Annotated in this window: 4 protein-coding genes; all 4 read right to left on the bottom strand. The window is 65.4% G+C overall.

Translation table 11 applies throughout. The features are described from left to right. Positions 1 to 44 precede the first annotated feature (44 nt). The gene (locus tag A4U64_RS15075) at positions 45 to 2,288 is read right to left on the bottom strand and encodes a 3'-5' exonuclease (RefSeq protein WP_065922763.1); all 2,244 of its coding nucleotides are present in this window, start codon (positions 2,286 to 2,288) and stop codon (positions 45 to 47) included. Continuing rightward, positions 2,289 to 8,747 (bottom strand): DEAD/DEAH box helicase, encoded by a 6,459-nt coding sequence (locus tag A4U64_RS15070; RefSeq protein WP_065922762.1) that lies wholly within the window; start codon positions 8,745 to 8,747, stop codon positions 2,289 to 2,291. It abuts the gene before it with no gap. Between the two features lie 102 nt (positions 8,748 to 8,849). Further along, positions 8,850 to 9,608, bottom strand: a complete 759-nt coding sequence (locus A4U64_RS15065) for a hypothetical protein (RefSeq protein ID WP_232334086.1) — start codon at positions 9,606 to 9,608, stop codon at positions 8,850 to 8,852. Between the two features lie 14 nt (positions 9,609 to 9,622). Next, entirely contained in the window at positions 9,623 to 14,203 is a 4,581-nt protein-coding gene (locus tag A4U64_RS15060) for an Eco57I restriction-modification methylase domain-containing protein (protein ID WP_065922760.1), read from the bottom strand.

The following is a 14,203-nucleotide window of genomic DNA, read 5'->3' as shown; positions in this document are numbered from 1 at the left end:
CTACTTCGTGTCGCTCGGATTCTTGCCGGGATCGGTCGCGTGCACTACTCGGAACTCCCTGCGAGTAGTGCTGACCGCTTTCCGCTCCAAGTCACCACCAGTTCGTCGCGCGCGCGACTTGCGGATACATACAACAGCGACCGTTCCCGAAGCATCGCTTCGTCCTTTTCCTCCTCCGGCACGGCGCGCAGTGAAGCGGGGGACGGGACGTGGGTGTCGTCCACTCCGGCCAGGATGACGCGAGAGAATTCCATTCCCTTGGCGCGGTGCATGGTCAGGACTTGTACGTGGCCGGGCGAGGGTGGGTTGTCTTCGAGTGCGCGGGCGTCGATGCCGCGTTCGCCGAGCGCGCGGACGAACCGGCCGCGCTCGTCCAATCCGCGGGTGAGCACGGCAATGGTTTCCGGCTCGATGCCGTCATCGAGCCACTGTTGTATCTGCGCCGCTATCGTCTCGATTTCTTCTGTCTGGGAGGAGCATTCGACCAGGCGTGGATTGGGGCCGAGGCGCGCAGAGCGGTACGCGGTGGTGGATTCCTCACCCTGCTCGAGATCTTTGTATTCGGCGCCGGAGAGGATGCCGACAGCGAAATGCAGGTTTTGTGCGGTAGTGCGGTAGTTCAACGTCAACCGCCGGGACCGACCGACGATCTTGATGCCCAGCCGGCCGAGCACGACGGGCTGGCCGTAGATCCGCTGGTGAGAGTCTTCCGCGATGAACAGGTCATTGGGGCCCTCGGCTACCAGTGCGCGCAGCAGCGTCCAGTGTGTGGCGTGCAGGTCTTGGGCTTCGTCGACGATGACGTGGTCGGCGATATATCCGCGGTTGGCTTCGTTTCGTAGGCGCAGGTGTTCGGCGGCCACGGCGAGCACCTCCGGAAAGCTGAGGGTGCCGTCCATTCGGCTGTGTCGCCGGTACCCTTCGATGAGGTTCCAGACGGCCATACGCTGCGGCCGGCTCAGTCGTACTCCGCGCCCGGGCCGCGCCACCTTGGCGTACTGCTCGAGTGTGGTCACTTTGTTGGCGAGAACGACCGCGACATACTCGTTTTCGAGGAAGTTCGGCGTCGCCAGTTTCGGGTCGAGACCACTTTCGGTTGCATTGATCACCTCGCGCCACACCACATCGGGGCGGGTGCGAGCGTGACCGAAGTGATAAGCCGCGCCCAGGACAGCTTCACTGGCCGGACCGAGATCATCGGCTTGGTCCAGCACGGCTTTGGCGAGGGCGTCGATGCCGCGCACATAGACGCCGGGGCTACCGGGCTTGGACGCGATAGGGACGCTGGGGTCGAGAAATCGCAAGTCCGCTTCGAGACCTAGTGCGAGGGTTTTGTTGTAGGTGGTGAGGATTATCCGGGCGTCGGGATTCTGCTTGGCAAGGTGCCGGGCCCGATGTATCGCTACGACAGTCTTGCCGGTGCCGGCTCCGCCCGACAAGCGGAACGATCCGCTTTGATCCTTCTCTGCGTAGGTTCGCTGCTCGGGGTGCAAAAAGGTGCGCCAAGCACCGAAGTTGCCACTTTCGATGACGCGGCGCAACTCCTCGTCGTCTTCGATGTAGGCGAACTGCATCTTCGATGCGGGACGTTCGAGTGCCTCGAGGATTTGCTGGTCCTCGTCGAGTGTCGGATCGATCGGCGCCTCGGCAAATCCGTGTTTGGCGCGGATCTCGTCGATGCTAATCCCGGTGATGAGCTCGAGCAGTGCGCTGCCCTCCCACTCCAGGGCCTTCTCGGCGATATGCAGGATCGCGTCCTCGTTGGGGGCCTCCATTGCGAGTTCCGCGATCGCCGGGTCGATACCGAGCTTGTCAGTGAGGTCCGCGAGAGTGAAACCGAGGCTGGGGAGATAGGGCGGGGTGTCGGTGGATTTCGCGATTGCCCGGTCGAGTTCGCCGGTGGGGTCGGGCACGACCACACGTTTCTTGCGGTCGGCGGTGCCGTCGAGTTCGCCGATGATGCCTTCGAGCGCGCCGTTGATGGGATTGACTCGCAACGTGGAGCGTTCGGCGAGGCTGTTTGCCTCGTCGTGGGGCCAGGTGCCCATGTAGATGTACGTGGGGTCGCCGAATTGATCCTCGACGCGGAAGAGGATCGCACGATAGTGCAGGTCGACCCGGCCGGTGCGGACGCGGGGATCGGCGGCGACATTCAACGGCTCGATATGCAATCCGGGTGCGGTGTCGTCGGCACTGAGCTTCTCGAAGAAGTCCATCACCTTGTTCTTGACGGACCGGTCCAGCTTGCGCATCGCCTTGTTGTTCGACGCGATGACCAAATTCGCCACTTATAACACCCCGTTCGTTTTCAGCACTGCGACAATCTGTGCCGCCTCGGGTGGACACAAGGTCCACCCGGTCTCGGCCATCGTAGTTGCCTCGGTTACAGATTCGTCGAGCAGCACGCCGATGCGGTGACCTTCCCATGCGAGGTCGAGCACTTCGCCTTCGTCGGTCTCGTAACCGAGTAGGGGTACAGGAACGCGCGGATCGGTCGAGGCGAGCGCCCTGATGAGAATGCGTTCGGCTTCTGACACCGTCTCGTCGAGCAGCGACTGCCATTCGGGTGGTAGTGGCTGCTCCTCGACGGCTCCGGTGGACACCGGTGTGGGAGAGGCTTCGAGCAGCGACCTTGTAGTGATGCGGTGACGATCCGCGATGCCCAACCAGTTCGACAGGCGCAGCCACTCCTTCCACGCGCGGCCGTCGAGGTTGTCGAGGACGTTGTCGCGGTCGTCGAGCGCCAGGACGGCGGTGGCCGACCGGTCTGCGGGTGAGGTGACGGCGGCGGTTACCGTCAGCGAGCCTTCGGTGAGTGACCAGCACATGTCCGTGCCACTGCCGGAGAAAGGGCGGGAGCCGTTCAGGGCGGCGAGGGCGGACTCCAGCATGGACTCGGCGGCCGAGTGAGCCCGATTGTCCCTGCGGACGAACAAATACGGCAATGCGCGGCTGAACGCCTCCCACGACGCGATATCCGGGTCGACCATGAACTCGAGCAGCTGCGTCACAGGATCCTTGGAGAGCAACCTCAACAGTGCAGGCCGTACATGGAAGTTCGTGGTGACGACCTTCGCTGCGCTGTCATCGAACCATGACGGGGTCTGCTCCTTGTTGCTCTTGAAACGCTGCAGATCTTCATGGCCGAAGGACCACACCAGATAGCCGGACTCTCGCAGTCCCGCGCGTTTATGGGCGTCGTCGGCCACGCGGTTGCAGCCGGGGGAGGCGTGGAAAGCGCGTCCGTCGGCGAATATCGCAATAGGCCGGATCGAGCTGTCGGTGGTCTGCAGCACGAAATCCGGTTTCACCGTGCCCAGCAGTACCTGCGGGACGAGTGACCACCGGCGAACCTTCTTGCCTTGGAGCGTGATGGTCGCAGACGGTCCGTAGGTCCCCGGTTTCTCCACGACGGCCGCGCCCATGCCTTGCAGCCGGCCGATGAGCGCTGTGTAGAAGTCCTTCTCCAGGAACGATTCGTCACTCGCGGGTGGCACCGGCGGTGCCTCCTCGGTGATTTGGGCATTCCAATCGTCGAGGTCGGGTTCGGAATGCGCTCCCACATCGAGGATGTCGTTGAGGACCTTCAGGGCGGTGGTCCGCGAAACCTTGTCCAGCTCGTGCGGCGGCGTGAACGGCAGGAGGCAACGGTGGCAGGCGAGGCGCTCCTCTTCGCGGCACGGGCATTCGCGGACGACCTTTCGGGCGGTGGCGAGCACGGCAAACACCTTCTTCGGATCGGCGAACTCGGCGAGATAGCCGGTGCCGCCGGGCACGGTGTCGTGGATGAGCAGCGCGCGACGGTCCGGGGCGCGCAAGGCGTCGCTGATGGTGGCGACGGCGAGGTGCTCGGGGGAGCCACCGATCACCTGACGCAGGCCCAGCAAGAGGGCAGCGCTCAGACTCGGATGGGCGAAGTTGTCGTATTCGAGTGCGGGCGGCAGGTGTAGTAGCACGCCCTGGGTGCGCAGGCTACGGGCCAGGGCGATTTCGCGGACGTCCTCGGTATCGGCCTTGCGGAGCCGGCACCAGGTGCGGTGCTCGTACGGGTCGTTACGGCCGGCCGCTGTGTCGAGTTGCCCGCACGCCGCGCACACCCGGAACAGGCCGGTGGCTGATTCCTCACCGGCGATGATGCGCTTTTTGCCCTGGGAGGTGCGCTTACCGAGGTTGAGCCACCGAATGTCGAGACGGCGCAGGTATTCTGCGCCGAACTCTCTACCCTGCACGAACCAGGCGCGGCCGACATGTGCCGGATTTATGTCCGCGGCGACCGCGACGGTGAACGGTTCGCGGTGCCGGTCGTCGCGACTGTCGCTGATGGTGGCCTCGTCGCGGCGCACCTCCGCGGACACTCGCTCCATCTCCACCACGTGCATGCGCTGGCTGACATCCGAAATCGCGGTGTTCCGGCAGCGTGGACAGGCAGAGACGAGCTTCGGCTCCGCGCCGGCGGGGCTGATCCCGATCCATCCGCACTGCGGGCACACCTGCCAGGTGTGGATGTTCGATTCGCCGGTGCCGAGGTCGACGGCGTCGATCTTCACTGCCAGTCCCTGCGCGTAGAAGGTGGCGCCGGGGGCGAGTTCGGTGAGTGCGATGCGCGAGCCGCGCTGGTAGCTCATCGACTCACCCATGTAGGCGGAGCTGTCCGGGTCGATCCAGGACACACCGACGTCGAGGGTCACCGAGTCGTCGAGCAGGGTGTAGTTGGGCAGGATCCCGTACGCCTCGAGCACCGAGATCCAGTACTTGTCGGTGAGGGAGTGAATCTGAGCTGCCAAGAGTTTGCGCGAGCCCTGGGCGGTGCGCAGTGCCCGCCGGTCGTCGTCGGTGGCGGCCGGAGAGTCGAATTGGCGTTCGAGTTCCGGCATCTGCTGCTCGACGGCACTCTTGCGGGCGGTCAGCTCGGTGAGGTCGCGGTTCCACCGGTGCACGCTCTGCCGCAGATGGTGTACGAGTCCGCTGGGCTCGCCGTTCTCCGTCGGGGTAGCCCAGGCGAGCAGTGCCGCCTCGGCGTCCTTGCTCAGGAGTCCGCCGAACTGATCCAGAAATCCGGAGGTCAGGCCCGTGGCCTGGGTGTCGGCGTGCTCGATGACGTCGGCCAACCAGCTGCCCTCGTCGAAACTCCCGAGCACCGCGCGGGCATCCTTCGGCGCCACCTTCTGCGGGTCGCGCGCAAACCGGTCCAGCAGGTGCGCGACGTACTGGCGTTGCAGGATCTCCTCGGCGTTGAGGAACGTCGCCGGTGGACGCACCTCGCCCTGGATCACCGACAGCGGATCGAACAGTTTCGGCAGATGTTCACCGCGGCCGCGCACGTAGGCCAGGACGAGGGAGTTGCCGGTCAGGCGACCGGCGCGGCCCACCCGCTGCAGGTACGACGACACCGACCGCGGCAGGGAGCCGAGCATGACGGTGGACAGATCACCGATGTCGATGCCCATCTCCAGCGTCGGGGTGGCAACGAGCACGTTCGGGGCCTGCGGGTCGGCGCCGCCCTTCTTGAACGCCGTCTCGTACTCCAGGCGTATCGGGGTGGGCAGCAGCGAGGTGTGTTCGCGCGCCACGACGCGCTTCATCTCCGACGAGTCGTACAGGTGGCGGTAGAAGTTCTCGTTCCGCGGTGCCCGGTGCAGGGTGCCCGGACAGCGCACCAGCAGGCACGGCGCGCCGTCCATCTCGGTGACGACGGTGGCGCTGCCGGGCACGGGTGTCTGGCACACCTCGCACACCAGCAGGTGTTTGCGGTTCTCGAGGTCCTCGAGACGGGGGGCGCTGACCTGCACGGTGATGGGCGCCAATCCGTAGACAGTGGTGCCCGATTCGGTGGTGACGGTCTCGAGCACCCGCTGCTCGGTGAGCAGCGCGAACAGCGCCTTCGCGAGGAACGCCCCGTCGTACGGTGAGACGTCCAGGCACCGCGACGCCCACCGTGCATACCAGGACGACGACGAGGTGATCCTATCGAAACCCTCAGGCAAAGAACGGCTTCCGGACCCAGAGGCGGGGAAAGTCGGTGCGGACCGGCCCTTGGGGAAGGCGGGCATGCCTTCCCCCTTGGGGCGGCCGGTCCAGATGTGGTAGCGGTTGGCGTTCTTCTCCAGGTAGCGGCGCAACCATTCGTGATGGATGCCGCCCTGGGTGCGGATGCGTTCGACGGTGCCGCGCACCCACCTGGCCAGAGCCTCGCGATCGACGATCGGCGGGCCGGAGGTGTCACCGAGACTGAGCTGGCCGCCGCGCGGGTCGTCGAACACTGCGCGCTGCTCGCCCGCCGCGACACTCTCGGTGAGCGTGAGCTGGATGTGCTCGGTGTTCTCGGCGGCCAACCTTCCCAGGGTGGCGGCTCGCCCGGGCACCCCGAGATACACCTCGGCCACGACGCTGCCGGTCAGTTCCAGGGTCCGGCCGGTGCGCGATTGCAGACCGAACTCGAGGTCGATGTCGAACTGCAGACGGCGCTTGGCCTTCTTCTCCGCCGCCCGGCGGGAGCTGTGGTGCGTGCCGGCCTTCCAGAACGGGGCGAACTCGTCGCGGTCCACGATGTCCGGGGCGAGCAGTTGATAGCGGCGGATCGGATCGTCACCGGCGCGGGTGACCACGGCCTGAGCGAGCTCGGTCAGATCGAGCGGACCGGCGGACAAAGCGCCGCGCAGCGTGGAGCGCAGGCTCAGGCTGTGGGAACGGGCCTGCACGAACCCGGCCCGGTGCGCGGCGTCCTGGACGCTGTCGGTGAACATCAGTGCCTTCTTCTCACCGGCGTCGAGGTTCTTGTCCCCGAACAGGCTCGACAAGGTCACCGACAACTGGGTGGCGACGGCGCTGCCGAGAAACCGGATCCCGTCGTCGACGCCGCAGGCGGGGCACACATCCTTCGTGGACTTCTCGTCCGCCTCGGGCCCGGTGAGCGTCAGGATCGGCAATACCCGGCCCTCGAGCATGTCGGCGCCGTCCGGCTCCGGGGCGGTATCGAGAATGTCGCGATGATCGATGTGGAACCAGCGCAGCCCCTCCACGTCCCGGTCGACCTGTGCCTCGGTGGGCGCGGCGATCAGGGCACGGAAGCGAGAGGCGCCGGCGGCGTGATCGGCGCGGATCGCCTCGTCGGTGACGTCGAGGGCGCTACCGGTCGGCCCGAGCCGCGCACCCCACCCCGATCGGCCGCAGTGCCGGCAGAAGATCGCCGGCAGATACAGCTCATGGTCGCCTTCGGTGTCGCCGTCGTCGGACCACCGGTAGCCGGCGGTGGTGTGCACGACGCGGTCGATGCGGCTCAACTCGCGGATCCACAGGTGCACATCCACATTCAGCGCGGCGCGGCCCACCTCGGCCCGCACGTGGGACAGTAGCGCGAACAGGTAGTCCAGGAACCGCTGCTGCGCGGTCGCGACGCGGCGCGCATCCCGCTCGAGCGCCGGTACGGGGAACACCCGGGTGGCAAGGTCGGCGAGGGAAATCGCATCGGTGGCGTGCGCAAGGACGGCCGCCACCAGGCGGTGTCCCTTGAGCAGATCGAGCACCTCGTCGGGGCCGCTCATCACCTTCAGGTCGGCGCCGGTGAGGGTGCGATCGGCATCGATCTCGTCGGCGCGTTCGTACAGTTCCGCGAACACGGCGCGGGCAATGACCACGTGGGTGTCGCGGCCCGGGGTGTTCGCCCCGGCGGCCTTCGAGATGCGGTCGACGGCATCGACGACTACCGGATCGATCGGTCGGTAGAGCCGGTCGAGATCGGTGCGACGGTCCGAGAGCCACTGCTCGGTCGTGATGCGGGTTTCCCCGATCACCGCGTCCTCATCGAACTCCTCCCCGAACACCGTCTGCGCGAAGCCGAGCATCGCAGTCGGATCGGTCTTCGAACCCAGGGTCGCGGAGGTCGCGACGGGCGTGAGCTTGCCCAGGGGCCGGGCGCGATCGGTATCGGTGACCTTCGAGGTGTCGGTCCAGTGGCTCTTGAGCGTCAGCCCGAGCCGGCGCAGCAGCATCGCCACGTCGGTGCCCTGCGCACCGTCGTAGGTGTGGAACTCGTCGAGGACGATGTACTGCAACGACTCCGCCGACAGGCGCCACAGCGGTGCATCGGCGGGACGCAGCAGCAACTGGTCGAGCATCTTGTAGTTGGTGAGCAGGATGTCCGGCGGCGCATCCCGCATCAGGGTGCGGTCGGTGATCAGACCGTGCTCGGACACCCGCGTACGCCCCCCGGAGGACTGCTCGCCGGTGTAAAGCCCGGCGGTAACACCACTGAGCTCGGAATGGTCGGTAATGAGGGCGGCGAGCCGCTCGGCCTGATCATTGGCCAGCGCATTCATCGGGTACAGGATCAGTGCTTTGGTCCCGGTGACGCCGGCCTTCTTCGCCCGCAACACATGGTCGAGGATCGGGATGAGGAACGCCTCGGTCTTACCGGACCCGGTGCCGGTCGTGACCATCGTCGGCTGCGGCCGCTCCTGAAACTTGGTGGACAACCGCTCGAACGCGCGGGCCTGGTGACCGTAGGGATTGAACCTGCGGGGCTCGGTGGGCCACCAGTCCAGGTGCAGTCCCCAATTCCCACCGGCCGGCGCGAACGGCAAACGCAACCGCACATACGGGCCCTTGAACATGCCCGTGTCGGGACCGCCGATGAAGTCCGTCAACGCGCCCTGCGCGTCGGAATCTGTGAGCGCGAACGTCGTCGCGAGATAATCGGTGAGACCCTCGCGCAGGTGTTCCGCCTGCAGAGTGGGTAACAGGGCTCCCATGACTTGCGACTCCTCGACAACGAACGACAATGACCATGACTTGCAACCGGCTACACGTGGCTCGACGTCGGCATCGACGCCGCACCCCTGCCCAGTTCGATCTCAGGGACTCCGTTTTCGTGTCGGCAGCAACAACCGCCCGGCGGTCCACATGGCATGGTCGATTTCCCATGGTGTGACCAGTTTTCCGGTTGTCGCGGTAAGGGACTCGGCCAGCGAGGCGATGATCTCGCGTGCGCCCTCGGGGCCGACGTCAACGCCGTGGTGGCCCAGCCAACGGAGCACCATACGGTCCGGCTTGATCAGATCGTCGTTCCCGACGAGCATCCACAAGTAGCCACGCCGGATTCCACTGCCGCCTTCCCCCGGAATCCGGCGCACCGCGGAATCCACATCGGCAAGGCGAGCGCTGTCCGAGAGCAACTCGATCGCGTCGGCCAGAGTAGTGACGCCGTGCTCGACGAACACCGCGACATGGCGGAGCACGGCTTCGGCCTTGAGGATTCCGCCGCGCGTCGAGGTGCGTTGCCGGTTGGTCTTGTCGACCAGCGACTCGACGTCCAGGCCTGCGAGTGTCGGGAGGGGCAGTGGGTCGGGTCCCAGCGGGCTGTCCGCCCTGACGGTCGGTGATGCGACACCGAACTCGGTTGCGAACGACCGGACCAGTGGCACGACGACCGCGTGATAGCGAGCACCGATGCTCCACACCGCGTCGAGGATGCACAGGCTCAGGCTGGTCCAACGGACTTCGCGCGGCATTAGATCGAGAGCCAACACGGCGTTGGCGAGGTCGCGGGTGACAGCGCCATCCTTAAGCCTTACAGATTGCACCTGCACGCGCTTCTCCTGCTGTGCGTTCACGGAACCAGGCATGATCAGTCGACCAGGCCGGAGAAGTGCTTGTGCGCCAACTCCATATCGCGCTCACGATCGACGCCGACGAACGGTTCGACGTAGGTGACACCGTCGACGGTGAGATCCGCTGGCTTCAAAGATCCCTTCTTGCGGTACTCGGACGCCAGCTTCCCGGGAAGTTGGCGGCCGGTGGAGTCGTAGAGTGCCGCGCGTTCGTATTGCTGCAGAACCGGGAACTGGGTGCGGTAGATGGTTGTTAGCTCCTCCGCGGTGACGCCGAGCATGATTGCGACGATGGCATCGATCTCCACCAGCGCCTGACGGCGATCCGCAGCCCGGCGTAGAGGAGTTGTCCGCTCCCAGTCCGGCCCGACACCACCCAAGCGGGCACGGCTAAGGTCCACGCCGATGTGCGGTACCCACGAATCGTGCTGCCATTCCACGCTATACAACTCCGACCACAGCGGCGCATAGGGGCGGACGAGGCAGTTCAGGCGGAGGGTGCGTAGAAGGAGCTGGGGTTCGAGTGGATGGTTGCGGACGTGGGGGAGGCGGCGGATGACACCGTGCTTTAGTTCCGAGACTCCAGCTGCCTTGATGAAGAAATCCGCAGGCAAGGACGCCCAGATGCCATTCGCTACCGCCAGGTCGGCGGCAGTTGGGAGCTCGGCCGATAGGACGGTACCGACGAAACAGGGTCCGGGCGGGACGATTGCGGAGTGGAGCGTCCGGACAGTCGCGGTATCCGCCATACGGCGCCATGCGAGGCGGAAGTACGTTGAGCTGGGTTCGCCGTGCCATTTCGGGTAGGCGGCGATGTACTCGTCGTATGGTTTGGCGATCTGGTAATTGGTGCGAGGGATGAAGTCCTCATTGATAGCGTCGAAGTCCACTGGCGTGTAATCTCTTTGGCTCGTCATCGTCGGGTTTGGTTGTTTCGACAATGACGTGGCGACAGTCAGGTGGGGGCCTTGCAGAATGACGTCCTCCCACCGCTCAGGGACGGTGGAAGCGGATTCGAAGAACCCCAGCTTGCGGTCGCGATCCTCTTCCCATCCGCGTGTCCATTCGAAGCCGACGTCTCCGAGGCGGGGTGCGACTGCGATCCTGTCGAGGACCTTGGCGCTGGCTCGGTTCACCGGATAGAGCATTCGAGCCTCACCGGGCGGGGTTCCGGGTTCGTCGACGAGTGCAGCCCAATTCTGAATAACTGGCCCGGTAACACGCACAATGCGGTCACGATGGGCAGTGCGGTCCCAATTTCCCTCGTAGTCCTTTATTCCAGGAGCGAGTCCAGATCCATCGTGATGTAGCGATCGGATAACAGTCTCGGGATGGAAGATGTTGGAGGCTTGAATGAAATCCGGTGATTTCTTCGCGCGGCCGTATGTGTGTAATCCGTACTCTCGAGTGTTGCTGATCTCGGAAAACAGCTTGAGTTGATTTCGAAAGTGCCAATGCCGTCGCAGTCGGCGATACGTCTCGCGGCGGAGATTATTTGCACGCAGTTCGGTGAAGTGGCTTTCCGGGTGGACAAGACCCACGACCCCGTCCGGCGCCATCGACCTCCACGTGTGCTCCATGAAACAGCGATACAGATCGGGTTGCAGGCCCGCCAGTACCGGTCGATCGACAGCGGATCCAAGGTTTTCCTTCATCCCCGCCTGCCGGGCACGCTCGTCCAGGAAAGCCCCTAACGCACCCGACCGGGCAAGCGTCTCCTCGCGCTTCCGGCGCTTGACCGATTCAGCGGGCTTGTCGGTTAGCTGCCACCATGGGTCGAATTCCGCGAGCACCCCGGATTCGTCCCAGTCGGGCCGCACCCACGGCGGGTTGCCGATCTGAAGGTCGAAGCCCCCGCGCGCGAACACGGGTGCGAAGTCCAGTTCCCAGTGCAGGGAACCGTGCGTTTTGACGATCGCCTGGGCGACTGTCAGCCAAGGGAATCCGTCGAGGGCCTTGTCGATCGGGAGGGATTGCGAGAAGGTGCGGTCGGTGTCCTCGGCGACGTCGAGTTCACTCCAGTTCAGATCGCCGGCGAGGCTGGTCTGTCCGTATTTCTCGAACTTGCCTGCCCTCGGCGGGACACCCAGGATCGCCTCGAGCCCGCCGAGCCACTGATCCCAGTCCGGCGGCTCGATGTCGGTGGTCAGTGGCCACGACCACAGTGCGCACCACGCGTCCATCGCCCGGCGCAGTCGTCGGTAGGCGCCGTTTTCGTCGTGCAGTACCTTCTCGATTTGCTCGCGTGTGATTGCCGGTGTGTGCTTGGGTTCGTCGGTGCCGAAGATGTGGATGGTGCGGCGAGCTTCCGACTCGGCGATCGTGAGTCGACGCAGCGTGAATCCCCACAGTATTTCCACCCGCTGCGCCAGTGCGGCGAGACGTTTCTTGATTGCCGGGTTCGGATTCGACCGGATTCCGTTGCGCCACAACCGCACTTCCTCGCGCTTGTCTGGCGCGTACGTCTTGGCCTCGGCGGTGTCGACCACCGCACCCCAGCCTTGTGACGGGAGCAGGAAGTGGTGAATGCCGGCACCGACTTCGTCGCCCAGTGGCACATCCTTGGGCGAGGTGGTCAGCCAGGCCTTCTTAGTCAGCTGGCTCGTCGAATACACCGCGCGCCGAGCGCCGATCAAGGAATTTCCGCGACGCAAGTGCAGACCGAACCACGGTGCCTGCAGGCCGGCGACCATCGTGTCGAGCCACAGCGAGATTTCGGCCAGCTCCACGGCGGTGGCGTTGAGATCCACGCCGTAGACCTGGTGTAACGCAATGTGTGCCTTCACCTTCTGCAACTCGATGGGATACTGGTCGGCGTCGATCAGCTTGCCCAGCTCCTCCTGCTTGCGCTTGAGGTATTCGGCAGCGAGCTGGCGCACGGCCTCGATCGCGAACGCGCCCGACCCGAGGGCGGGTTCGCAGATCGTGAGCTGCAGGATCTCGTCCGGTGTGGTGCGAGTGCCGTTCTGATCGAGCAGTTCGGCGAGAGCCTGCGACACGACAAATCGGGTGAGCACTTCGGGGGTGTAGTAGGAGGCGGACTGCTGGCGCTCGCGGCCGGCGAGACGGAACACGAACGTGCCCTTGTAGTGGATCACCGGCTTCAGCTCGCCGGTCGCCTCGTCGACGGCCTTCACGAAGTCCGACTCGGACAGGTGATCGGCACGGTCCGCCGGTACCACCCACGAGCCCTTCTCCGGGTCGCCGTTCTTCGCGACCTCGTACAAGTCTTCGTCGGCGAAGAACCCGGTGTACGACATCAGCCCTTCGTACACCGCACCGAGCTGGTTGATGCCCAGCTCCGCGTAGCTGATGAAGCCGCGGTCGGCCCCCTTACGTCCCTTCGATTCCTTCGACAGCACCAGATGTTCGAGCACCTTCTGGGTGGCCTCGTTGCCGAGTCCCACCTCGTCGATCAGTGCGGTGGCCTCGGGCGAGAACAGGTCCGCGCGCAGCGGGTTGAATTCGAGGCCCGGTGCCGGATCGTCGGCGACGTCCTCCGGGGCGTGCGGGGTGTGGCCGCGGTCGACGAGCCGGAACAGCGTCGCCAGCGACTCGTAGAGGTGGGTGCCGTTCTTCGCCTGCGGCGACACCAGTTCGGTCAGGGTCAGCTCCCGCAGCCGGTCCAGGCCGTAGCCCTCGCCGTATTCGGGGGCGCCGGCGGGCAGTACCCGCATCTCCGGGGACGCTTCCGCATACAGCAGGAACAGGATGCGATACAGGAATCGCAGTGAATGCTTCGCCAGCTCTTGTCCGTCGATACCGTCGAGCGTCAACCCGCGTGCCGCGCGGCGGCGCACCACCTCGTTGGCGATGATCTCGATGGACAGGCGGATGCCCTCGCGCAGGTCCTTCGACACTCCGACGGTGTGCTTGACCGAATCCTCGAGCACGCCCGTCCACCAGATGTTGCCGTCGGCGTCCGGAGTGAGGGCTTGGCGACCGAACATCGCGACTACACGGTCGATCTCGCCGCCGCGGACATCGTGCCGTCGTTCGGTGACCACCAGCAGGTCCACCGCCAGGTAGCGGCCCTCCGCCCAACGCTCGGCCTCGGCGAGCAGCAGCCACTGCCCGGCCTGAACGACGACGAACGCCGGGGGTAGTTCGGTGCGGAACGCGGCCGAGACGACCTTCGACGCCGCCGCGATCTGCTTGTTCTCCTCAGTTGCGGGTTCGATGAGCCGGCCGGTGTCGGGATCGAGCAGCTCGTCGACGGAGCCCACCGGATGTGCCTGCAGGAACAGCACCCCGTTGACGCCGGGGAGCGCGGACGCGGGGACGTCCAGCTCCGCGCCCGCACGCTCACCGTGGAACGTGGTCAGTTCGTCGGGGAATCCGAGGGCGCGTCGAGCAAGGGTGTGCGCGGCGGCCGCGCCGTCCGGGTTCTCGGACAGGGCGGCCAGCTGGGTTTGCAGGTCCCGGCAGGCGGCGAGGAAGTCCTGCCGGACCGTGGTGCGGTCCTCCTTGGCCTCGGCGTCCCAGAATTTGCGGAGCTCGAGCACCTTGCTCTGGAATGATTCCTTCACCGAATCGGTGGTGAAGTAGTGCTCGCTGATCCAGTCCTCGCCGATGACGATGGAATCGAAGGAAGCCAC

The sequence above is a fragment of the Rhodococcus sp. WB1 genome (assembly GCF_001700945.1).
Lineage (GTDB): Bacteria > Actinomycetota > Actinomycetes > Mycobacteriales > Mycobacteriaceae > Rhodococcus > Rhodococcus aetherivorans.
The sequence above is the reverse complement of the archived record's forward strand: the minus strand, read 5'-3'. Positions and strand labels throughout refer to the sequence as shown.

Coding starts and splice junctions, on each gene's coding strand:
- A4U64_RS15070 (WP_065922762.1), bottom strand. CDS start 8,747: ATGGGAGCCCTGTTACCCACTCTGCAGGCGGAACACCTGCGCGAGGGT.